Source organism: Streptomyces sp. NPDC006339 (assembly GCF_040612775.1).
Lineage (GTDB): Bacteria > Actinomycetota > Actinomycetes > Streptomycetales > Streptomycetaceae > Streptomyces.
The window spans coordinates 1-20,778 of sequence record NZ_JBEXQW010000058.1; the positions used below are offsets into that span (position 1 = coordinate 1).

The following is a 20,778-nucleotide window of genomic DNA, read 5'->3' on the forward strand; positions in this document are numbered from 1 at the left end:
GGACCTGGTCGGTGAGCTCCTCGTCGTAGCCGAACTCGTCGACCTCGTAGTCACCCGCCCTCGCCTGGCAGCCGGAGGAGGTCTACCTGTACCCGTTGTACGTGCGCCCGCTCACCGGGCTCAGCTCCCGCCCCCACCCCGCCACGGCCCCGGCTCCCGGCCCGGGCACGCTTCCCGGCGGCAACCCCGCCCCCGCCCCGGCTCCCGGCCCGGGCTCGCTTCCCGGCGGCAACCCTGCCCCCGCCCCGGCTCCCGGCCCGGGCACGCTTCCCGGCGCCAACCCCGCCCCCGCCCCGGGCACGCTTCCCGGCGCCAACCCCGCCACCGCCCCGGCTCCCGCCCCGGGCTCGCTTCCCGGCGGCAACCCCGCCCCCGCCCCGGCTCCCGGCCCGGCTCCCGGCCCGGCCGCCGTCCCCACGGCCGGCACGCCCGCCGCCCTCGCCGCCGATCCGCTCGACGAACTCGCCGACCGGCTCGACGCGTTCGCCGCCGTCGCCGTCCACCCGGACGAGATAGCCGCGCTCCTCGAATCCGACGGCATGACCGACGACCACATCCGCCTCACCTACGGCCGCGCCGACTCCTTCGCCCTCGCCGAGGACCTCTACGCCAGGACCGAGCGCCGCCACCCAGCCCCCGAGGCACCGCCCACGCGGCCCTGGCACGCCGGCCTCGGCGGCTGCCTCCTGCGGGGCCTCGTCTTCGCCCTCCCCGGCCTCGCCTACGTCCTCGGCGCCCCGCTCCTCGCCGCCGGACCCGGCCGCCACGGACTGCCGCCCGGCGCCGTCCCGCTGTTCGCCGGGGCGGTCACCGGCTGGGTGTGGAACCAGGCCCTCGCCCACCGCGCGTACACCTGGCTCGGTCTGGGCGACCGCCGCGCCGCCGTCCGCGCCCTGCTCCTCGGCGCCCCCGCCGGCGCGTTCGCCGGGGCGGCCGTCGCGGCCGCCGCCGCTCGGCCGGGGGAGGGGCCCGCCGTCCTGTTCGGGACCGGGCAGGCCCTCTACCTGGCCGCGGCCACCGTCCTCCTCGTCCTCGGCCGGGAACGGGCCCTGCTGTGCGCGCTGCTCCCGCTCGCCGGCGCCGTCCCCGCCTTCCGCCACGACCTGCCCGAGCCACTGCGGATCGCCCTGCTGCTCCTGTCGCTCACCGCGACCGTCGCCTTCGCGGCGCTGGTGCTGCGCCCCGGGCTCGCCCGGCCCGTCCGGGGCCGGGGAGGGCCGCCGCTCGCGGCCTCCGTCCCGTACGGCCTGTTCGGCCTCGGCAGCGGACTGCTCGTGCTGTACGCGGGCACCGACGCCGTCATCGCCCTGACCCTCTCCATGGGCCCGGCCGAATGGCTCCTGCACCGCTTCCGCGGCGCCACCCTCGCCCGGCTGCGGCTCCTGACGACGGCGTCCGCGTTCCGCCGCGCCGTCACCGTCACGCTCGCCGGCTGCCTCGGCGGCTATCTGGCCGTGCTGCTCGCCCTCACCGTCACCGCCGCGCTGCTGTGGCCCGGCGCCGCGCCCGTCTCCGCCCCGCGGATCGGCTCGCTGCTGCTCGTCGGCGCCGTGCTGTGGCTGGGGCTGCTGCTCCAGGCATTCGGGGCGGTCGTCGCGGCGGCCGCGGTCTGCCTGCTCGCCGCCGCCACGCAGGCCCTCGCCCCGGCGGCGGGGCCGGTGGCCGCGGGCGCGGCGGCGACGCTGCTCGGGGTGCTGACGTGTGTCCTGCTGGTACGACCGACCGCGCACCGCTTCTAGGGGGCCCGACGTGACTCCTCCGCCCACCACCCCGCCCTCGCCCTCCCTCCTGGTGCCGTTCTACGAGCATCCCGCCGACCGCCCCGAGGACTGGGCCGCCGTCGTCGCGGCGGCCGCGGCCCTCTACGGCGTCGTCCTCAACCCGGCGAGCGGCGCGGGGCAGGCGCCCGACCCGGCGTTCACCGAGGTCGCCGCCCGGCTCCGGGACGCCGGGGTGCGGGTGCTCGGCTACGCGGACACCGACTACGGCCGCCGCCCGCACGCCGAGGTCGTGGCCGACCTGGTCCGGCACCGCGACTGGTACGGGGCCGACGGCGCCTTCCTCGACCAGGTGCCGACCGAGCCGGGCGCGCTGCCGCACTACCGCCGCCTCGCGGTCGCCGCGCGGGCCGCCGGGGCGCGCACCCTGGTCCTCAACCACGGCGCCCACCCGGCCCCCGGCTACGAGGACCTGGCCGACCTGCTGGTCACCTTCGAGGGGCCCTGGGACTCCTACCGGGGCCTCGACCTGCCGGTCGCCGACCACTACTGCCACCTGGTGTACGCGGCCCCCGCCGACGCCCGCCCGACGACCCCGGTCCACTGCGCGGTCCCCGGCACCGGGGCGCACCCCTGGGGCACCCTGCCCCACACCCTGGAGCCCGCCCGGTGAGACGCCTCCTCCCGCTCCTGGCCCTGCTGCTGTGCGCGGCGGCCTGCACGACCGCGCCGTCCCCGGACGACCGGGGCCCCGCCCCCCGCTGGCAGCCACGCCCCGGGCTCGCCTGGCAGTGGCAGCTCAGCGGCCGCCTGGACCCGTCCGTGGACGTCCCCGTCTACGACATCGACGGCTTCGACCACCCGGCGGCCACCGTCGCCGACCTGCACCGCCGGGGCCGCAAGGTCATCTGCTATCTGTCCACCGGCGCCTGGGAGGACTTCCGCCCCGACGCCGGCCGCTTCCCGAAGTCCCTCCTCGGCAAGGGCAACGGCTGGCCCGGCGAACGCTGGCTCGACATCCGCCGCACCGACCTCCTCGCCCCCCTGATGGCCGCCCGCCTCGACATGTGCCGCGCCAAGGGCTTCGACGCCGTCGAACCCGACAACATGGACGGCTACACCCACGACACCGGCTTCCCCCTCACCGCCGCCGACCAGCTCCGCTACAACCGCCTGATCGCCCGCCTCGCCCACGACCGCGGCCTCGCCGTCGGCCTGAAGAACGACCTGGACCAGATCCCCCAGCTCCTCGACGACTTCGACTTCGCGGTCGACGAACAGTGCGCCCAGTACGACGAGTGCGAACTCCTGACCCCCTTCGTCCGGGCCGGCAAGGCCGTCTTCCACGCCGAGTACGAGCTCGCCCCGGAGGACTTCTGCCCCGAGACCCGCCCCCTCGGCCTCAGCTCGATCCGCAAGCAGTACGACCTGGGGGCCTGGCGCCTGGGCTGCTAGGACTCACCCCGCTTCGTGGTGAGGTAGCAGGTCACCCGGCCCTTGGCGGACCCGCCCGCGGGCTCCGGGGTCCACCAGGCCCAGATCCGGGCCACCTTGGGCATCCAGCCGGGCCGGGCGACGTCGTGGGCGTACTGGCACGCGGTGTCCGCGCGCTCCTGGGTGTCCTTCCGGGTGGTGCCGGCGCGCAGCGTGATCTGGGTGAACACGCGGGCGTCGTGCGGCCCGGAGCAGGAGACGCGCACCACGATGTGCGCGAGCCGCTGACCGTTGTCGAAGTCGACGCAGCCCCCGTCCTTCACGTCGCGCAGGGGCAGGACGTCCTTCGAGGCCGTGCGGACGTCGCCGGTGGGGGAGGCCGTCGTCGCCGACGTGCCGTGCCCGCGGAGGGTCAGTTCCATGGTCAGCCCGGTGAAGCCGGCGAAGGGGCCGTCCTTCCGGAGGAGACGGGTGAGATCGGCCCGGGCGCGGGTGATCCGGCCCTGCCGGTCCGTGGTCACGGTGAGCGGAACCGGCTCCTGCGTGACGCTGGTGCCCAGCGTCACCGCCAGATGCCGTCCCAGGTCGTCGGGGAACAGGATCCGCAGAACGGGAAACGGCAGCCCGGCCCGGTAGGTGCGGCCGTCGGGGCCGTCGCTCCGCGCGCTCGCCTCGGCGCTGCCGATGCCCTCCAGGAGGGTGCCGCCGACGGGTGCCTCGGTGCCCCGGAGGTGCTCCAGCGGGCCGTTCGGGCCCTGTTGGGTGGTGTCGGCGGTGGTGTAGCGGATCCAGTAGGAGGAGGAGTCGGCCCGGTAGTGGATCCGCTGACCGTCGACCAGGTACGCGGCGGAGGGGGCGCCGGGCGTGCGTGCGGCGGTCTGGCCCACCAGGACGGTCCGGGTCGGCTCGGGGAGTCCCGCCGGAGTCGTCCACGCCACGTCGGCCTGTCCCCGCCCGCCGGCGAAGTCCAGGCGCCCGCTCGTCGTCCGGACGACGTCGCCCTTGCCCGAGGCGGACTTCCCCGAGGTGAACGTCAGCTTCTGCGTGAAGCTCGCGTCGCCCGCCTTCCGGGTCTCGCGCACGGCGAGCAGCAACTGCCGGTCCAGCCTCCCGTCGAACACCGGGTGCTTCGCCGGCGCCGCCTTCGGGGCGGGGGAGCCGCCCCCGGAGCAGGCGGTCAGGAGGAGGGACGCGGCGCCGAGTATCGCGCCGGTGCGGGCAAGGCGTCTGATCATGTTCACATGACCGCGCGGGGTGGCGGATGGTTGCGTCGCAAACCGGACGCCGTCGGTTCAGCCCAGCGTCAGCGCCACCAGGGCCACCGTCAGTGCCGTTTCCTCCGCCGCGCCGAAGACGTCTCCGGTGACCCCGCCGAAGCGCCGCACGCACCGCCGCAGCAGGAGTTCCGCCGCGCCGAGCGCGGCCGCCGAGGCGAGCAGGGTGCGGACGGCGTCGTACGGGGAGAACAGGGCGCCGGACGCGGCGCACAGCAGGAGGACCGCCCCGGTCGCGAGGGCGGCCGCGCGGGTGGGGACGGTGGCGGCGACGAGGGCGCCGAGGCCGTCGGGGCGGGCGGGCGGGACGCCGTGGCGGGAGGCGTGGGTGAGGGCGAGGCGGGCGAGCGTCGCGGCGAGGGCGGCGGCGACCGCCCCGTGCGCCCAGCCCCGCCCGTAGAGCTCGTGCAGCGCGGCCACCTGGGCGAGCAGGGCGAGGAGCACCGTGATCACGCCGAAGGGGCCGATGTCGGACTGCTTCATGATGCGCAGGGCGTCCTCGGCGGGCTTCGCGCTGCCGAGGCCGTCGGCGGTGTCGGCGAGGCCGTCGAGGTGCAGCCCGCGGGTCAGCAGGGCCGGGACGGCGACGGTGAGGACGGCGGCGAGCAGCGGGCCCGAGCCGAGCAGCAGGAATCCGCCGCCGACCCCCGCCGCGGCGAGGCCGACGACCAGGCCCGCGAGCGGGGCGCAGAGCATCCCGGCGCGTGCCGCGTCGCGGTCCCAGCGGGTGACGCGGGCGGGGAGCACCGTGAGGGTGCCGAAGGCGAAACGCAGGCCGTCCATCCGCGGAAGGGTAGTGCCCCACCCCGACCATCAAATCGGCCATACTGGCACGAAACTGACCAACCGGCAGAGGGTGGCATGGGTCACTGGTTCTCGCGCAACATCGTCGAACCCGGGAAGCTCCCGCTGTTCCTGGCCCTGGCCTCCTTCCTCCTGACCTTCCTGGCCACCCGGACCGTCACCCGGCTCATCCGGGCCGGCAAGGGCCCCTTCCGCAACGTCTCCTCGGGCGGACTGCACATCCACCACGTGGTGCCCGGGGTGGTCCTCACGGTCCTCGGCGGCTTCGGGGCGGTCGCCAGCGGCCGGCACGGCGTCGGCTCGGCCGTCTTCGCCGTGGTCTTCGGGATCGGCGCCGGGCTCGTGCTCGACGAGTTCGCGCTGATCCTCCACCTCGACGACGTCTACTGGTCCGAGGACGGCCGCAAGAGCGTCGAGGTCGTCGTCCTCACCGCGGCGCTCGTCCTGCTCGCCCTCGCCGGCTTCTCCCCGCTCGGCGTGGACGACATGACGGCCGACGAGCGGCAGGACCGGGCCTCCTTCCTGCTGACCCTGGCCCTGAACTTCCTGCTCGTCCTCGTCACGGCGGTGAAGGGCAAGTTCCGGATGGCCGTGATCGGCACCCTGATCCCCTTCGTCGCGATCGTCGGCGCGGTACGGCTCGCCCGCCCCGGCTCCTGGTGGTCCCGGCACCTCTACGCCCGGCGCCACCGGGCGCGGGCCCGCGCCGAGGTCCGCGCCCACCGGCACGACCGCCGCTGGAGCCGGGTGCGCCGGAAGGTTCAGGACCTGATCGGCGGCTTCCAGGAGCGGGCCTCCGGCCGAGGCCCCACGCCACCGCGCTGACGCCGCCCCCACCACTCCCGGACGGCGACGATCACCAGCACGGCCGCGATCGCGGCGAGGTGCTCCTTGCCGGCCAGGTTGTTCTTGACCATCACCTCGACGACCATCGCCACGATCACCAGGCCCCCGGTCCACCAGGCCCGGTAGCGCCGGCACACGTATACGGCGAGGCCGACCACCGCCGCCGAGGGGCCGGTGTCCACCACCAGCCGGTCGGAGGCGGGCAGCCCCAGCGGGCCGTCGGGCCCGAGGGCGATGCCGACCCGGGCGTACAGCGTGCCGGCGAGCGTCGCCGCGTACGCGAGCGCCAGCGTCCGCCACCGGCCCAGGCAGATCTCGGCGATCCCGAAGACCAGCAGGATCTGCGCGAGCGCCCCCCACACCGGCAGGTCGAGCGCCGGCACGAACAGCGACAGCGGGGTACGCAGCAGGGCGAGCCACAGCGGGTCCTCGGCCCGCACCGAGCCGATGTCCTGCACCGGCTGGTAGCCCCAGTCCTGGTTCTGCACCAACTGGAACAGCGAGGTGAGGCACACGGCGGCCAGTGTCATCGGGACCGCCCGCCACCCCCTGGCCACCAGCGCCGCCCGTACGGTCCCGAACAGCGGGCCCCACTCGCGCCGGGCGAAACCTCTGAGCGAGGGGCTCACCGCCGGCCCTCCAGGTGCTTGCGGTGCAGCCACTTGGGCAGCCCCGGAGCCTCCAGGAAGCCCTCGGCGCGCCCCGCCGCGAGGCCGATCCGCAGCAGGTCGGCGCTCTTCTCGAAGAGCATGAATCGGGGCTCCCAGATCGGTCGGTACTTGGCGTTGGCGCGGTACAGCGACTCGATCTGCCACCAGCGGGAGAAGAAGCCGAGCAGCGAACGCCACAGGCGCAGCACGGGTCCCGCCCCGAGCTTCGAGCCGCGTTCGAAGACGGACCGGAACATCGCGAAGTTCAGCGAGACCTGAGTGATCCCGATCTCCTTCGCCCGCTGCAACAGCTCGATGACCATGAACTCCATCAGGCCGTTCTCGGAGTCCCGGTCACGCCGCATCAGGTCCAGCGACAGCCCCTTCGGCCCCCACGGCACGAAGGACAGCAGCGCCCGCAGCTCCCCTTGGCCGTCGGTGCACTCCAGCATCACGCACCGGCCGTCGCGGGGGTCGCCGAGCCGTCCGAGCGCCATGGAGAAGCCGCGCTCGGTGGCCCCGTCGCGCCAGTCGTCGGCCTTGCGCAGCAGCTCGTCCATCTCGTCGGCGGGGATGTCCTCGTGCCGCCGGATGCGGACCTCGTAGCCGGCCCGCCCGACCCGGTTGTAAGCCTGCCGGACCGTGCGCATGGCCCGCCCGTCGAGGGTGAACTCGGCGGTCTCCACGATGGCCTCGTCCCCCAGCTCCAGCGCGTCGAGCCCGTGCCGGGCGTAGATGGTGCCGGCCTCCTCGCTCGCCCCCATCACCGCCGGGATCCAGCCGTGCTCGCGGGCCTGGGCCAGCCACGGCTCGATGGCGCCGGGCCATGCCTCCGGGTCGCCGATCGGGTCGCCGGAGGCCAGCGACACCCCGCCCACCACCCGGTAGGCGACGGCCGCCTTCTCGCTCGGCGACCACACCACGCTCTTCTCGCGGCGCAGCGCGAAGTAGCCCAGCGAGTCCCGCTCGCCGTGCTTGTCGAGCAGCGCCCGCAGCCGGTCCTCGTCCTCCTCGGTGAGCGGGTCGACGGCCCGCCGGGAGCGGAAGGCGGCGAAGAGCACCGCGAAGAGCAGCACGGTGGACATGACGTTGATGACGACGTCGACCCAGCCGGGTGTGGCGATCCCGGCGAAGCGGCTGTCGTCGGCGGCCAGCGTGACCAGGCGCATCACCCCGTACCGCCAGCGCTCCAGGAAGGTGGAGGGCCCGGTCGCGGTGTTGGTGGCCGTGACCAGCGCGGCGGCCAGCAGGGAGGTGACGAGCAGCCCGCCGGCCGCGACCACCGCCGCCAGCAGCGGGTTGGAGCGGTCGCCCTTGGCGTAGAACTCCTTGCGTCCGAGCAACAGCGCGAGGAAGAAGGCGGCCGTCAGGACCAGGGAGATCCAGTTCTGCGCGTGCCGCCGGATCTCGGGGAAGAACATCACCAGCGTGAACAGCAGCAGGAAGAGCCCGCAGAGCACCACGTTGAGGATCCACGCGGCCCGCTTGCGGCGGCGCATGGTGATCGCGAGGAAGAGCGTGAAGACGCCGGAGGCGAAGCCGGCGGTCAGCAGATACGGGGTGAAGTAGTCGTCCTCGTTGTGCCGGCGCAGGTCCTGGCCGAAGGAGACCCAGACGGCGCTCAGGAAGTTGACGAACGTGACGGCCCGCAGATACCAGACGGCGAACGCGGCGCTGCGCCGTGAACGGACCGTGCCCTGGGGCGCTCCTTCGGTGGACAAACGGACCTCTCCCATGAAAAGCGATCATATGGGGCATCGCTTCGCATGGCCGGGCGCCGGATGCGCGCGCTCGCGCGTCGCACCCGGTGCCCTGGTCCTCCGGCTCAGCTCTCCTCGGCCGCCACAGCGTCCGGAATGGTCACTTCCGGCAGCTCCGCCGCCAGCGCGGCGGCGGCTCGGACGAGCGGAAGCGCGAGCAACGCCCCGGTTCCCTCGCCCACAGTGACGCCGTGGTCGAGCAGAGGGTTGAGCGCCATCCGGTCCAGCGCCTTCGCCTGCGCCGGCTCCCCGCTCACCTGACCCGCCAGCCACCAGTCCGGCGCCCGGAACGCCGCCCGCTGCGCCACCAGCGCGCAGGCCGCGCCCACCACACCGTCGAGGATCACCGGCGTCCGCCGCACCGAGCACTGCAGCAGGAACCCGGTCATCGCCGCCAGGTCCGCGCCGCCCACCGCCGCGAGCAGCTCCACCTGGTCACCGAGCACCGGCCGGGCCCGCCGCAGCGCGTCCCGGATCGCCGCGCACTTGCGCATCCAGGCCAGGTCGTCGATCCCGGCGCCGCCCCGGCCGGTCACCACCGAGGCGTCCGTCCCGCACAGCGCCGCGATCAGCGTCGACGCCGGCGTCGTACCCCCCACACTGACGTCCCCGAGGACCACGAGATCGGTCCCCGCGTCGGCCTCCTCGTCGGCGACCGCGACGCCGAGCTCCAGAGCCGCCCGCGTCTCCTCCGCCGTCAGCGCGTCCTCGACGTCGATCCGCCCCGAACCGCGCCGCACCCGACGCCGCGTCACCTCCGCGGGCAACAGCTCCGGATCGCAGTCCAGACCCGCGTCCACCACCCGCACCGGCACCTGCTGCGCCCGCGCGAGCACCGCCACCGGGCTCGCCCCGTCGAGCACCGCGCGCACCAGCTCGTACGCACCGCCCGCGGCCCGCCCGGACACGTCCAGCGAGGCCACCCCGTGGTCGCCCGCGAACAGCACCACCTTCGGCTGCTCCACCGGCCGCACCGGCACCCGGCCCTGCGCCGCCGCCAGCCACTCGCCCAGCTCGTCGAGCCGCCCGAGCGCACCGGGCCGGACGGCCAGCCGAGTCCGGCGCTCCTCGGCGTCGCGCCGTATCCCCCCGTCCGGGCGCTCGATCAGATCGGAGAAGTCGTCGAGGTTCACGATGGATTCCACCTACGGAGTCAAACAGTCATGGGGCTCGCACCCTACCCGCGCAGCACCAGCGCCTGCCCGGCCACCACGAGCACCACCTGCTCGCACTCGTCCCCGAAGGCCGCGTTCAGCCGCCCCAGCTCGTCCCGGAAGCGCCGCCCCGCCGCCGTCGACGGGACCACCCCGGATCCCACCTCGTTCGTCACCGTGACCACCGTGCGGCTCGTCTCCCGCACCGCCGTCACCAGCTCCGCGATCCGGGCGGCCAGCTCCTCCCGGCCGCCGGCCGCCCACCGCTCGTCGTCCCAGGCGCCGACCCGGTCCATGGCGTCGGTCAGCCACAGCGACAGGCAGTCGATCAGCAGCGCGCACCCGTCCTCCCGCAGCAGCGGTACGAGGTCGCAGGTCTCCGCCGTCCGCCACGACCCGGGCCTGCGCTCCCGGTGCAGGCTCACCCGCCGCGCCCACTCCTGATCGCCCTCCCGCGTGCCGCCCGTCGCCACGTACAGCACTTCGGGGAAGGTCTCCAGACGCCGCTCGGCCTCCACCGACTTGCCCGACCTGGCCCCGCCCGTCACCAGCGTCCGCCGCGGCACCTCCGGTACGGCGTGGTACTCGCCGACGTACAGCGTCGTCCCGTCCGGCACCGCCCGCGCGCCCGCCGCCGCGAGCCGCCGGTCCAGCTCGGCGCCCGTCGGGGTGTCATGGTCCAGGTGCACCGCCACCACGTCCGTACTCGCCCCCACGGCCCCGCTCGCCCGCAGCCGGGCCAGAGCGTCCGGCCGACCCGTCACGTCCGCCACGACCATGTCGTACGGGGTACGGCCGTCCTCCAGGCCCGCCGGAGCGCCGCCCGGCGGCAGATACAGCAGCCGCTCCCCGTCCGCCGAGGTCACCTCGTACCCCGTGCCCGGCGCGTCCATCGGCACGGCCCGCACCGTGTGCCCGCTGATCAGCGTCAGCTCCCGCCCGTCCGGCACCCGCCCGGCCGCCGGCAGCCCCGCCGGCACCTCCACGGCGGGACCGTCGTGCGGATGCGTCAGCAGCACCTGCCGCACCCCGACCAGCGAATGCCCCGACCGGGCCGCCGCCAGCGCGGCGCCCGGCGTCAGATCGAGCAGCAGGGCTCCGTCCACGAGCAGCGAGGTCGCGGCCCGCGCCCGCTCCCCACGGGACAGCGCGCACACGGCGCAGGGGCAGCCGGGGCGGGGGAGTCCGAGGGGTGCGCCGGTGCCGAGCAGTGTCAGTTCCACGCTCAGATCCTCCCGCGTCACCGCGAGGGGTGCGCGCCCGGCTACGCTGCGGGCAGGAAACCGATCATCCGGAGGCGGACATGGCATGGACGTGGCGGTTCGAGAAGTCCGACGGCACCGAGGTCACCCCGTCGGTGACGCCCGAGGAGTTCACCACCCAGGGCGACGCGGAATCCTGGATCGGTGAGCACTGGCGCGACCTCCTGGACGGCGGCGCCGACCAGGTGACCCTCTCCGAGGACGGCACGAAGGTCTACGGCCCGATGCCGCTCGACGCGGAGGGCTAGAACGCCCGGCGGCCACACGAAAGCGGGGGCCGACCCGGCCCCCGCACACCACCCGCCCCGGGCCCTCGCACCACTCGCCCCGGGCGTCCGTCGCCTGCGGACCACCTGCCCCGGCCCCGGCGCCTGCGGACCACCTGCCCCTGGGCCTCGGTGCCCGCGCGCCACTCGCCCCGGGCGTCCGGCGTCTGCGTACCGCCCGCCCCCGGGCCCCCGGGCCCTCGCGCACCACGCGCCGCCCCCCGAGCCCCCGGCCCCCCGGCCCCCCGCACACCCACCCACCCCCTAGATCTCGCCGAGCGTCACCTCGGCCCTGTTCTCCCGCGCCCCGCGTGTGAAGACCACCGTCACCTTGTCGCCCGGCTTCCGCGCGGCCAGCGCCTCCGCGAGCGAGGTGATCGTCGTGATGGGCTCGTCGCCCACGCGGGTGATGACGTCCCCCGCCCGCAGCCCCGCCTTCGCGGCCGCCCCGCCCGCCGTCGCCTCGACGATCGCGACCCCGGCCGGCCGGTAGTCGTCGTCCAGGACCGTGCGCCCGGTGATGTTGAGCGCGGCCCGGCCCGAGTCCGTCACCTTGCCCGTCCTGATGATCTGGTCGGCCACGGTCCGCACCATCGACGCGGGGATCGCGAAGCCGATCCCCGGCGCCGAGCCGCCGCCCAGCTCCGGGTCCGTCGCCGCGAGGGTCGGGATGCCGATGACCTCGCCGTCCAGGTTCACCAGCGCGCCCCCGCTGTTGCCGGGGTTGATCGCGGCGGAGGTCTGGATCATGTTGGCGATCGTCGCGCCGGTGCCGCCGCCCCGGCGGCCCTCGCTGACCGTGCGGCCGGTCGCGGAGACGATGCCCTGGGTGACGCTGCCGGACAGGCCGAGCGGCGAGCCCATCGCCAGGACGATCTGCCCCATGTCGACCTTGCCCGAGTCCCCGAACCGCGCCGCCTTCAGCCCCTGCGGCACGTCGTCGAGCCGGATCACGGCGAGGTCCTGCTCGGGATAGGCGGCGACGAGCCGTGCCGTGATGGGTTGGCCGCCGGTCGCCGCGGTGACCTTGAAGGACCTCTCCCGGCCGACGACGTGCGCGTTGGTGACGATGTGCCCCTTGCCGTCGTAGACGACCCCGGAGCCCAGGCTCTCCGACGCGTCGATCTGGACGACCGACGGCAGGACGTCCCTGATCACGGCCTGGTAGTCGTCCTGGAGCTCGTTGGAGACGAGCGGGGCCGCGGCCTGGGTGGACCGCTCGGCGCGGGGCACCGGAGCCGGGGAGCAGCCGCCGGCCAGGGTGACGGCACAGGCTCCGGCGGCGAGGGGGAGCAGGAGGCGTCTCATGTCCGCAGTCTCCGTGCCGCCCGCCCGGCGCGCCTCGGCAAGGCACCCGAACAGGGGGCCCGGGCCGCGCGAGGCTCCGGCCCGCACGCCCCGCACCCCCGGCCCGTCAGGCCCGCCCGCTCAGCCCCGTACCCCGCACAGGTGCAGCAGCCCGGCGATCCGCCGGTACGGGTCGGTCCGCCCGGCCCGGTCCTCGGCGGCCAGCAGCCGTTCGAGCTCGTCGGCGGCCGGGAGGCCGAGGTCGCCGGGGATCGTGTCGGTGAAGACCCGCACCCCGTACCAGGCGTGCAGCGGCGCCGCGATCCCGGCCAGGGTGGAGGTGAGCGTGTCGAGCCGGTCGGCCCGGACCTTCACGCCGGCGCCGTCCTCGTACACGTCGGAGTCGAAGCCGGCGAGCGCGCCCACCCAGTCCCCGGCGAGACCCGGCCGCATGGCGAGGGCCTCGGCGTTCCGTACCACCAGGGACAACAGGCCGCCCGGGGCGAGCATGCGGGCCAGACCGGCGAGCAGGGCGTCGGGCTCGTCGGCGTACATGAGCACGCCGTGGCAGAGGACGATGTCGAAGCTGCCGGGCAGGAAGTGCACCCCGGTCTCGCGTCCGTCGCCCTCGATCAGCCGGACCCGCTCGCGGATGCCGGCCGGTTCGGTCGCCAGCGAGTCGCGGGCGGCCTTGAGCAGCTCCGGGTCGGCCTCCATGCCGGTCACGGTGTGTCCGGCGCGGGCGAGGCGCAGGGCCTGGGTGCCCTGCCCCATGCCGACGTCGAGGATGCGCAGCCGCTGCCCCACGGGGTAGCGGCCGGCTATCTGCTCGTCGAGCTGGCGGGCGATCAGTTCCTGGCGGACGGTGTCACGCAGCCCACCGGGAACGACCGGCCAGTGGCCGACCACGGGCAGCGCCTCGCCCGGACCGGAGTCGGCGCTCAGGGCCGCTCTCCGCGCTTGACCTGCGGCTTGGGCAGCCGCAGTCGGCGCATCTGGAGCGTGCGCATCAGGCCGTACGCGACGGCGCCGCGCTTGGGCTCGTTCGGGAACCGCTCGTTGAGCTGCTTGCGCAGCCGGATGCTCAGCCCGATCGAGTCGATGACGATCATGACGATCACACCGGCCCAGAGCAGCAGCGAGATGTTCTGCAGGGAAGGGTTGGCGTTGCCGAACAGCGACAGCACGAGGATCACCACGGCCATCGGCAGGAAGAACTCGGCCACGGCGAAGCGGGAGTCGACGAAGTCGCGGACGAAGCGCCGCACCGGGCCCTTGTCGCGGGCCGGCAGATAACGCTCGTCACCGCTGGCCAGGGCCTCGCGCTGGCGGGCGAGGTCCATACGGCGGGCCTCCCGCTGGCGCTTCATGGCCTCCTTGCGGTCCAGCGGTGCGGTCTGCGCACGCCGGCGCTGGGTCTGTGCCTCGCTCCTCTTGGGTGTCGGGCGGCCCTTGGGGGCCTCGGGGTCGCGGGGCTGCTTGGAGAGGTCCGCCGTCACCTTCTCGGTGGGGGCCTTCTCATCCTTCGAACGGCTACGGAACACAAGGCCAAGCGTACGTGCTGCCGGGCATGGACCCCAGCGTCTGCGGGAACGATCCGCTCACACCCTGCGTCTGACCCGGTACGACCCCGGGGTCCGTCTACTCCCTGGGCCGGAGGGTCCGTGATCGTCACTCGTCCTTGGGGAGGAGCACATCGGGCCCCGAACAGTGCGGTAATGGAGTTGGGAACCGTACTGTGGTTCATGTTGGAGTGCTGGAGCCGAGTCCGTCAGAAGGGGGCGCGCGAAGCCCATGAGCGGTGTCATGAAGCGTATGGGGATGATCTTCCGCGCGAAGGCAAACAAGGCCCTCGACCGGGCCGAGGATCCGCGCGAGACCCTCGATTACTCCTACCAGAAGCAGTTGGAGCTCCTGCAGAAGGTGCGCCGGGGTGTCGCCGACGTGGCGACCTCCCGCAAGCGCCTCGAACTGCAGTTGAACCAGCTCCAGAGCCAGTCCGCCAAGCTGGAGGACCAGGGCCGCAAGGCGCTGGCGCTCGGCCGCGAGGACCTGGCCCGCGAGGCGCTGTCCCGGCGGGCGGCGCTGCAGCAGCAGGTCAGCGACCTGGAGGTGCAGCACCAGACCCTGCAGGGCGAGGAGGAGAAGCTCACCCTCGCGGCGCAGCGCCTCCAGGCCAAGGTCGACGCCTTCCGCACGAAGAAGGAGACGATCAAGGCGACCTACACGGCGGCGCAGGCGCAGACCCGGATCGCCGAGTCGTTCTCCGGCATCTCCGAGGAGATGAGCGACGTCGGTCTGGCGATCCAGCGGGCCGAGGACAAGACCGCCCAGCTCCAGGCGCGGGCCGGCGCGATCGACGAGCTGCTCGCCTCGGGCGCGCTGGACGACCAGTCGGGCCTGGCGAAGGACGACATCCAGGCCGAGCTCGACCGGCTGTCCGGCGGTACGGACGTGGAGCTGGAGCTCCAGCGGATGAAGGCGGAGCTCGCGGGCGGCCCGTCCGCGCAGCAGCAGGCCCTGGAGGGCGGCTCCGGCCAGAATCAGGGCCAGAACCAGCAGCAGTCCCAGCCCCGCTTCGACAAGCAGTAGCCGACCCCGACCAGCGGTAGCCGACCAGTCAAGGACGCGTCATGATCGTACGGATCATGGGGGAGGGCCAGTGGAAGCTGGCCGACAGCCACTTCGCCGAGCTCAACGTGCTCGACGAAGAGCTCCTGGGGGAGATGGACGGCGGCGACGAGGCGGGCTTCCGCCGCACGCTGCACGCCCTGCTCGACAAGGTCCGCCTGCTGGGCGAACCGCTCCCGGACGAGGCCCTGGAGCCTTCCGAACTGATCCTGCCCGCCCCTGACGCGAGCCTCGACGAGGTCCGCGAGATGCTCACCGACGACGGTCTGATCCCGGGCTGACGCCCTGCTCCGGCTCCCCCCGCCCCGCCCCCCGCCCGGGAGGCGGGGCGGCGCCGTCTCCCGAACCCCGTACCGTTCCCTGGTGTGACGACCACCGGCGCCGCCCTCGCCCGTACCCGCCACTGGCTGCGGAACCACCGGCTCGCCTTCGACGCGGGTCTCGCGTTCGTCGTGCTCGCCTGCATGATCACCGGCTCCTTCGCGGACCCGCACGGCAGCCCCAACGGCCCCACCTTCGGCGACCGCGCCCCCACCGTCACCGGTGTCGTGCTCATGCTGCTCGGGGCCCTCGCCCTGGTGTTCCGCCGCCGCTGCCCGATCCCGGTGCTCGCCGTGACCGTCACGGTGTCCCTGTTCGGCCTGGTCGGCGAGGAGCGGCCCGCGCCGGTCGCGATGAGCGCCGTCATCGCCCTCTACACCGTCGCCTCCCGCACCGACCGGCCCACCACCTGGCGGCTCGGCATCGCCACCATGGGCGTGCTGACCTGCGCCGCCATGGTCTTCGGCCCCACCCCCTGGTACGCGCAGGAGAACCTGGGCGTCTTCGCCTGGACGGGCATGGCCGCGGCGGCCGGCGACGCGGTGCGCAGCCGCCGGGCGTTCGTCGACGCCATCCGGGAGCGGGCCGAGCGCGCGGAACAGACCCGCGAGGAGGAGGCCCGGCGGCGGGTCGCCGAGGAGCGGCTGCGGATCGCCCGCGACCTCCATGACGTCGTCGCCCACCACATCGCCCTGGTCAACGTGCAGGCCGGAGTGGCCGCGCACGTCATGGACAAGCGCCCCGACCAGGCGAAGGAGGCCCTCGCGCACGTCCGTACCGCCTCCCGCTCGGCCCTGGACGAGCTGCGCGCCACCGTGGGCCTGCTGCGCCAGTCGGGCGATCCGGAGGCGCCGACGGAGCCGGTGTCGGGCCTGGCCGTCCTCGACGACCTGCTGGCCACCTTCCGCAACGCCGGTCTGCCGGTCGAGCTGACCCGCACCGACGGCGGCACCGCCCTGCCGGCCGCCGTCGACCTCGCCGCGTACCGGATCATCCAGGAGGCGCTGACCAATGTGCGCAAGCACGCCGGACCGGACGCCCGGGCCGAGGTCAGCGTGCTGCGGGTCGGCCGCACGGTCGAGATCACCGTCCTCGACGACGGCCCGGCGCAGCCGGCCCCGGCGGACGACGGCGGCGGTCACGGACTGATCGGGATGCGCGAACGGGTGACGGCGCTCGGCGGCACGCTGACCGCCGAACCCCGCTACGGCGGCGGCTTCCGGGTGCAGGCGATACTGCCCGTGACCGGCCGCACGGGGGAGGACGAGGAATGACGGGAACCGGGGCGACACCGCCCATCCGGGTGCTGCTCGCCGACGATCAGGCCCTGCTCCGCAGCGCCTTCAGGGTGCTGGTGGACTCCGAGCCGGACATGGAGGTCGTCGCGGAGGCCGCCGACGGGGCCGAGGCGGTGGCCCGGGCCCGGGAGACGAAGGCGGACGTGGTCCTGATGGACATCCGGATGCCCGGCACCGACGGCCTCGCCGCGACCCGCATGATCACCGCCGATCCGGAGCTGTCCGCCGTACGGATCGTCATGCTGACCACCTTCGAGGTCGACGAGTACGTGGTGCAGTCGCTGCGCGCCGGTGCCTCCGGCTTCCTCGGCAAGGGCGCCGAGCCCGAGGAGCTGCTCGGCGCCATCCGCATCGCGCACGCGGGCGAGGCGCTGCTGTCCCCGGCGGCCACCAAGGGCCTGATCGCCACCTTCCTCGCGCAGGGCGGCGGCGCCGACCCGGAGCGGGCCACGGCCGCCTCGTACGGGGAGCGGCTCGGAGCGCTCACCGCCCGCGAGCGGGAGGTCCTGGTGCTCGTGGCGGGCGGCCTGTCCAACGACGAGATCGCCGAGCGGCTCGACGTGAGCCCGCTGACCGTCAAGACGCACGTGAACCGGACCATGGCCAAGCTGGGCGCCCGGGACCGGGCCCAACTGGTCGTCACGGCCTACGAGTCGGGGCTGGTACGCCCAAGGGTGGAGTGAGGCGGGGGCCCGGCGTACTCCAGACGCGGTATGCGCGGCATAAGGAATTGGGTCCGGGGGCCGAGGAACCGGCCGCCTCCATGGCTGATCGTGAAGGCGGGCACCCTCAGGGGCTCTTCGCGCCCGCCCGGTCGCCCGCCTGCCGAGTACGCCACAGAAACGAGTCCCCATGTCCTGGCTGTCCAGATTCAGCCTCGCGCAACGGGCCCTGATCGGGCTGATGTCCCTCGTCGCGCTCCTCTTCGGAGCGATCGCGATACCGCAGCTCAAGCAGCAGCTCTTCCCGTCGATCGAGCTTCCGATGGTCTCGATCATCGCCCCGTACCAGGGCGCCTCGCCCGACGTGGTCGAGAAGCAGGTCGTCCAGCCGCTGGAGAACAACCTCAAGGCCGTCGACGGCATCGAGGGCATCACGTCGACCGCCTCCGAGGGCAGCGCCGTCATCATGGCGAGCTTCGACTACGGGGACGAGGGGACCGAGCAGCTCGTCGCCGACGTCCAGCAGGCGGTCAACCGGGCCCGGGCCACGCTGCCCGACACGGTCGACCCGCAGGTCGTCGCCGGCTCCACCGACGACATCCCCACCGTCGTCCTCGCCGCCACCTCCGACAGGGACCAGCAGGCCCTGGCGGACCTGCTGGAGCGGACCGTCGTCCCGGCCCTGGAGGACATCGACGGCGTCGCCCAGGTCACCGTCGACGGCGTGCAGGACCTCCAGGTCTCGGTCACGCCCGACGACCGCAGGCTCGCCGCGGCCGGCCTGACCCCCATGAAGCTCGCCGAGGCCCTCAGGAACGGCGGCGGCACCCTGCCCGCCGGCGCGTTCTCCGAGGACGGCAAGAGCCGCACCGTCCAGGTCGGCGGCGGCTACACCTCGCTCCAGCAGATCGAGGACCTGCGCATCAAGCCCGAGAAGGGCAGGGCGGTCCGCCTCGGCGACGTCGCCACCGTGAAGCAGGAGGAGTCGAGCCGGGACTCCCTGACCCGTACCAACGGCCGGCCCAGCCTCGCCGTCATGGCCACCATGGACAAGGACGGCAGCGCCGTCGCCATCTCCGACGCCGTCCGGGACAAGCTGCCGGAGCTGCGCCGGGACCTCGGCGCCGGCGCCGAGCTGACCGTCGTCTCCGACCAGGGCCCGGCCGTCGCCAAGTCGATCTCCGGCCTCACCACCGAGGGCGCGCTCGGCCTCGTCATGGCCGTCCTCGTCATCCTGGTCTTCCTCGCCTCGCTGCGCTCCACCCTGGTCACGGCGGTGTCCATCCCGCTGTCGGTGGTCCTCGCCCTGATCGTGCTGTGGACCCGCGACCTGTCCCTGAACGTGCTGACCCTCGGCGCGCTGACGATCGCGATCGGCCGGGTCGTCGACGACTCGATCGTGGTCCTGGAGAACATCAAGCGGCACCTGGGCTACGGCGAGGAGCGGCAGGCCGCCATCCTCACCGCGGTCCGGGAGGTGGCCGGCGCGGTCACCTCCTCGACGCTCACCACCGTCGCCGTCTTCCTGCCGATCGGCCTGGTCGGCGGCATGATCGGCGAGCTCTTCGGCTCCTTCTCGCTGACCGTCACCGCCGCGCTCCTCGCGTCGCTGCTGGTCTCGCTGACGGTGGTCCCGGTCCTCTCGTACTGGTTCCTGCGCGCCCCCAAGGGCACCTCCGAGGACCCGGAGGAGGCCCGCAGGCTGGCCGAGGAGAAGGAGAGCCGGAGCCGGCTGCAGCGCGTGTACGTGCCGGTGCTGCGGTTCGCGACCCGTCGCCGTCTCACCAGCGTGGCCATCGCCCTGGTGGTGCTCGTCGGCACCTTCGGCATGGCGCCGCTGCTGAAGACCAACTTCTTCGACCAGGGCGAGCAGCGGGTCCTCACCGTCAAGCAGAAGCTGGCGCCCGGCACCAGCCTGGCCGCGTCCGACGAGGCCGCGAAGAAGGTCGAGAAGGTCCTCGCCGACGCCGAGGGCGTCAAGGACTACCAGGTGACCGTCGGCTCCTCCGGCTTCATGGCGGCCTTCGGCGGCGGCACCGGCGCCAACCAGGCGTCCTTCCAGGTGACCCTGGAGGACTCCGCCTCGTACGAGAAGACCCGCGACGCCATCGACGCGGGGCTCGGCACGTTGGACGGCATCGGCGACACCTCCATCGCGGCCGGGGACGGCTTCGGCAACCAGGACCTGAGCGTGGTCGTCAAGGCCGGTGACCCGGAGGTCCTGAAGAAGGCGTCCGAGCAGGTCACGAAGGCGGTCGCGGAGCTGAAGGACGTCACCGACGTGCGGAGCGACCTGTCGCAGTCGGTGCCCCGGATCTCGGTGCGGCCGAACGACCGGGCGGCGGACGCGGGCTTCGACGCCACCACCCTCGGCATGATCGTCTCCCAGGCGGTGCGCGGCACCCCGGCCGCCAAGGCGGTCCTGGACGACACCGAGCGGGACGTCCTGATCACCTCGGCCAAGCCCGCGACCACGCTGGCCGAGCTGAAGGCGCTGCCGCTCGGCCCGGTGAAGCTGGGCGACGTGGCCGCCGTCGAGCTGGTGCCCGGCCCGGTCTCCCTGACCCGGATCGACGGCGCCCGCGCGGCGACGATCACGGCCAAGCCGACCACCGACAACACGGGCGCGGTGAGCGCCGCGCTCCAGACCAAGCTCAACGACCTGGACCTGCCGGACGGCGCCACGGCCACGATCGGCGGTGTCTCCGAGGACCAGGCCGAGGCGGCGAGCAGCATGGCGCTGGCGATGCTGGCGGCCGTGGCGATCGTCTTCATGCTCCTGGTCGCGACCTTCCGGTCGCTCGTCCAGCCGCTGATCCTGCTGGTCTCCATCCCGTTCGCGGCGACCGGCGCGATCGGCCTGCTCGTGGCGACGGACACGGCGATGGGCGTCCCCGCGATGATCGGCATGCTGATGCTGATCGGCATCGTGGTGACCAACGCGATCGTCCTGATCGACCTGATCAACCAGTACCGGGCACAGGGCCTGGGCGTGGTCGAAGCGGTGGTCGAGGGCGGCCGGCACCGGCTGCGCCCGATCCTCATGACGGCCCTGGCGACGATCTTCGCGCTGCTGCCGATGGCGCTCGGCGTCACCGGCGAGGGCGGCTTCATCGCGCAGCCGCTGGCCGTGGTGGTGATCGGCGGTCTGATCACGTCGACGCTGCTGACCCTGCTGCTCGTGCCGACGCTGTACGCGATGGTGGAGCTCCGCAAGGAGCGCCGCGCGAAGAAGAAGGCGGCGAAGCGGGCGGCGAAGTCCAGGAAGAAGGGCGACGGGGACGACAACCCGCAGCAGCCGGACGTCACCCCGGCGGACGCGACGCTGCTGGACGCGCTGGATCTCTGATCCGGGACCGGTGAACGGCGAAGGGGCGCCCCGCGAGTCCGCGGGGCGCCCCTTCCGTGTCC

The 20,778-nt window shown here is 74.0% G+C and carries 19 protein-coding genes; 10 read left to right on the top strand and 9 right to left on the bottom strand.

Going from position 1 to position 20,778, the window contains the following annotated elements; genetic code table 11:
• Positions 1–101: 101 nt before the first annotated feature.
• From ABZ135_RS33090 to ABZ135_RS33100, 3 genes are read left to right on the top strand one after another with little or no spacing between them, the layout of a single operon-like run.
• On the top strand, positions 102–1,739 hold the full coding sequence (locus ABZ135_RS33090) for a hypothetical protein (protein ID WP_356701174.1): 1,638 nt from the start codon (positions 102–104) through the stop codon (positions 1,737–1,739).
• 10 nt (positions 1,740–1,749) lie between these two features.
• On the top strand, positions 1,750–2,391 hold the full coding sequence (locus ABZ135_RS33095; RefSeq protein WP_356701106.1) for a spherulation-specific family 4 protein: 642 nt from the start codon (positions 1,750–1,752) through the stop codon (positions 2,389–2,391).
• On the top strand, positions 2,388–3,173 hold the full coding sequence (locus ABZ135_RS33100) for an endo alpha-1,4 polygalactosaminidase (protein WP_356701108.1): 786 nt from the start codon (positions 2,388–2,390) through the stop codon (positions 3,171–3,173). The genes ABZ135_RS33095 and ABZ135_RS33100 overlap by 4 nt, the downstream gene beginning before the upstream one ends.
• Here the strand turns inward: ABZ135_RS33100 and ABZ135_RS33105 are convergent.
• Entirely contained in the window at positions 3,170–4,387 is a 1,218-nt protein-coding gene (locus tag ABZ135_RS33105; RefSeq protein WP_356701110.1) for a hypothetical protein, read from the bottom strand. The two genes, ABZ135_RS33100 and ABZ135_RS33105, sit on opposite strands and share 4 nt — an antisense overlap.
• Before the next feature lie 57 nt (positions 4,388–4,444).
• Positions 4,445–5,209 carry an adenosylcobinamide-GDP ribazoletransferase gene (locus ABZ135_RS33110; RefSeq protein WP_356701111.1) on the bottom strand — a complete coding sequence of 255 codons (765 nt, stop codon included), beginning with the start codon at positions 5,207–5,209 and terminating at the stop codon, positions 4,445–4,447.
• 78 nt (positions 5,210–5,287) lie between these two features.
• Between ABZ135_RS33110 and ABZ135_RS33115 the strand changes: the two genes are divergently transcribed.
• Positions 5,288–6,055: a hypothetical protein gene (locus ABZ135_RS33115; protein WP_356701113.1), complete on the top strand. Its 768-nt coding sequence runs from the start codon at positions 5,288–5,290 to the stop codon at positions 6,053–6,055.
• Here the strand turns inward: ABZ135_RS33115 and ABZ135_RS33120 are convergent.
• From ABZ135_RS33120 to ABZ135_RS33135, 4 genes are all read right to left on the bottom strand, one after another.
• On the bottom strand, positions 5,992–6,705 hold the full coding sequence (locus tag ABZ135_RS33120; protein ID WP_356701115.1) for a hypothetical protein: 714 nt from the start codon (positions 6,703–6,705) through the stop codon (positions 5,992–5,994). The genes ABZ135_RS33115 and ABZ135_RS33120 overlap by 64 nt on opposite strands.
• A complete protein-coding gene (locus tag ABZ135_RS33125; protein ID WP_356701117.1) occupies positions 6,702–8,462 on the bottom strand; it encodes a phosphatidylglycerol lysyltransferase domain-containing protein in 1,761 nt (586 codons plus the stop codon). Before ABZ135_RS33125 ends, ABZ135_RS33120 begins: the two co-directional genes overlap by 4 nt.
• An 89-nt stretch (positions 8,463–8,551) precedes the next feature.
• Complete coding sequence (locus tag ABZ135_RS33130) at positions 8,552–9,619, bottom strand: nicotinate-nucleotide--dimethylbenzimidazole phosphoribosyltransferase (RefSeq protein WP_356701176.1); 1,068 nt, start codon at positions 9,617–9,619, stop codon at positions 8,552–8,554.
• A 44-nt stretch (positions 9,620–9,663) separates the two neighbouring features.
• Positions 9,664–10,863, bottom strand: a complete 1,200-nt coding sequence (locus ABZ135_RS33135; protein WP_356701118.1) for a bifunctional adenosylcobinamide kinase/adenosylcobinamide-phosphate guanylyltransferase — start codon at positions 10,861–10,863, stop codon at positions 9,664–9,666.
• 80 nt (positions 10,864–10,943) lie between these two features.
• On the opposite strand from ABZ135_RS33135, the gene ABZ135_RS33140 reads away from it, so the two are divergent.
• Complete coding sequence (locus ABZ135_RS33140; RefSeq protein WP_356701119.1) at positions 10,944–11,150, top strand: hypothetical protein; 207 nt, start codon at positions 10,944–10,946, stop codon at positions 11,148–11,150.
• A gap of 282 nt (positions 11,151–11,432) precedes the next feature.
• Here ABZ135_RS33140 and ABZ135_RS33145 read toward each other — a convergent pair whose 3' ends face one another.
• The 3 genes from ABZ135_RS33145 to ABZ135_RS33155 all read right to left on the bottom strand — a co-directional run bounded on the left by ABZ135_RS33145 (position 11,433) and on the right by ABZ135_RS33155 (position 13,999).
• Positions 11,433–12,476 carry a trypsin-like peptidase domain-containing protein gene (locus ABZ135_RS33145; protein ID WP_356701121.1) on the bottom strand — a complete coding sequence of 348 codons (1,044 nt, stop codon included), beginning with the start codon at positions 12,474–12,476 and terminating at the stop codon, positions 11,433–11,435.
• Positions 12,477–12,596: 120 nt separating this feature from the next.
• The gene (locus tag ABZ135_RS33150) at positions 12,597–13,370 is read right to left on the bottom strand and encodes a methyltransferase domain-containing protein (RefSeq protein ID WP_356701178.1); all 774 of its coding nucleotides are present in this window, start codon (positions 13,368–13,370) and stop codon (positions 12,597–12,599) included.
• Between the two features lie 26 nt (positions 13,371–13,396).
• Positions 13,397–13,999 carry a DUF3043 domain-containing protein gene (locus ABZ135_RS33155; RefSeq protein ID WP_356701123.1) on the bottom strand — a complete coding sequence of 201 codons (603 nt, stop codon included), beginning with the start codon at positions 13,997–13,999 and terminating at the stop codon, positions 13,397–13,399.
• A gap of 250 nt (positions 14,000–14,249) precedes the next feature.
• On the opposite strand from ABZ135_RS33155, the gene ABZ135_RS33160 reads away from it, so the two are divergent.
• The 5 genes from ABZ135_RS33160 (at position 14,250) to ABZ135_RS33180 (ending at position 20,716) form a co-directional block, all read left to right on the top strand.
• Entirely contained in the window at positions 14,250–15,047 is a 798-nt protein-coding gene (locus ABZ135_RS33160) for a PspA/IM30 family protein (RefSeq protein WP_356701125.1), read from the top strand.
• A gap of 41 nt (positions 15,048–15,088) precedes the next feature.
• On the top strand, positions 15,089–15,367 hold the full coding sequence (locus ABZ135_RS33165) for a hypothetical protein (protein ID WP_356701127.1): 279 nt from the start codon (positions 15,089–15,091) through the stop codon (positions 15,365–15,367).
• Positions 15,368–15,451: 84 nt separating this feature from the next.
• A complete protein-coding gene (locus ABZ135_RS33170) occupies positions 15,452–16,681 on the top strand; it encodes a sensor histidine kinase (RefSeq protein ID WP_356701129.1) in 1,230 nt (409 codons plus the stop codon).
• Positions 16,678–17,388, top strand: a complete 711-nt coding sequence (locus ABZ135_RS33175; protein ID WP_356701131.1) for a response regulator transcription factor — start codon at positions 16,678–16,680, stop codon at positions 17,386–17,388. The genes ABZ135_RS33170 and ABZ135_RS33175 overlap by 4 nt, the downstream gene beginning before the upstream one ends.
• A gap of 169 nt (positions 17,389–17,557) precedes the next feature.
• Positions 17,558–20,716 (top strand): efflux RND transporter permease subunit, encoded by a 3,159-nt coding sequence (locus tag ABZ135_RS33180; RefSeq protein WP_356701133.1) that lies wholly within the window; start codon positions 17,558–17,560, stop codon positions 20,714–20,716.
• Positions 20,717–20,778 lie beyond the last annotated feature (62 nt).

What these genes read in the sequence shown, in the direction of transcription:
- ABZ135_RS33105 (WP_356701110.1), bottom strand. Translation starts at nt 4,387, where the DNA reads ATGATCAGACGCCTTGCCCGCACCGGCGCGATACTCGGCGCCGCGTCC.
- ABZ135_RS33110 (WP_356701111.1), bottom strand. Translation starts at nt 5,209, where the DNA reads ATGGACGGCCTGCGTTTCGCCTTCGGCACCCTCACGGTGCTCCCCGCC.
- ABZ135_RS33115 (WP_356701113.1), top strand. Translation starts at nt 5,288, where the DNA reads ATGGGTCACTGGTTCTCGCGCAACATCGTCGAACCCGGGAAGCTCCCG.
- ABZ135_RS33125 (WP_356701117.1), bottom strand. Translation starts at nt 8,462, where the DNA reads ATGGGAGAGGTCCGTTTGTCCACCGAAGGAGCGCCCCAGGGCACGGTC.
- ABZ135_RS33140 (WP_356701119.1), top strand. Translation starts at nt 10,944, where the DNA reads ATGGCATGGACGTGGCGGTTCGAGAAGTCCGACGGCACCGAGGTCACC.
- ABZ135_RS33145 (WP_356701121.1), bottom strand. Translation starts at nt 12,476, where the DNA reads ATGAGACGCCTCCTGCTCCCCCTCGCCGCCGGAGCCTGTGCCGTCACC.
- ABZ135_RS33160 (WP_356701125.1), top strand. Translation starts at nt 14,250, where the DNA reads ATGAGCGGTGTCATGAAGCGTATGGGGATGATCTTCCGCGCGAAGGCA.
- ABZ135_RS33165 (WP_356701127.1), top strand. Translation starts at nt 15,089, where the DNA reads ATGATCGTACGGATCATGGGGGAGGGCCAGTGGAAGCTGGCCGACAGC.
- ABZ135_RS33175 (WP_356701131.1), top strand. Translation starts at nt 16,678, where the DNA reads ATGACGGGAACCGGGGCGACACCGCCCATCCGGGTGCTGCTCGCCGAC.
- ABZ135_RS33180 (WP_356701133.1), top strand. Translation starts at nt 17,558, where the DNA reads ATGTCCTGGCTGTCCAGATTCAGCCTCGCGCAACGGGCCCTGATCGGG.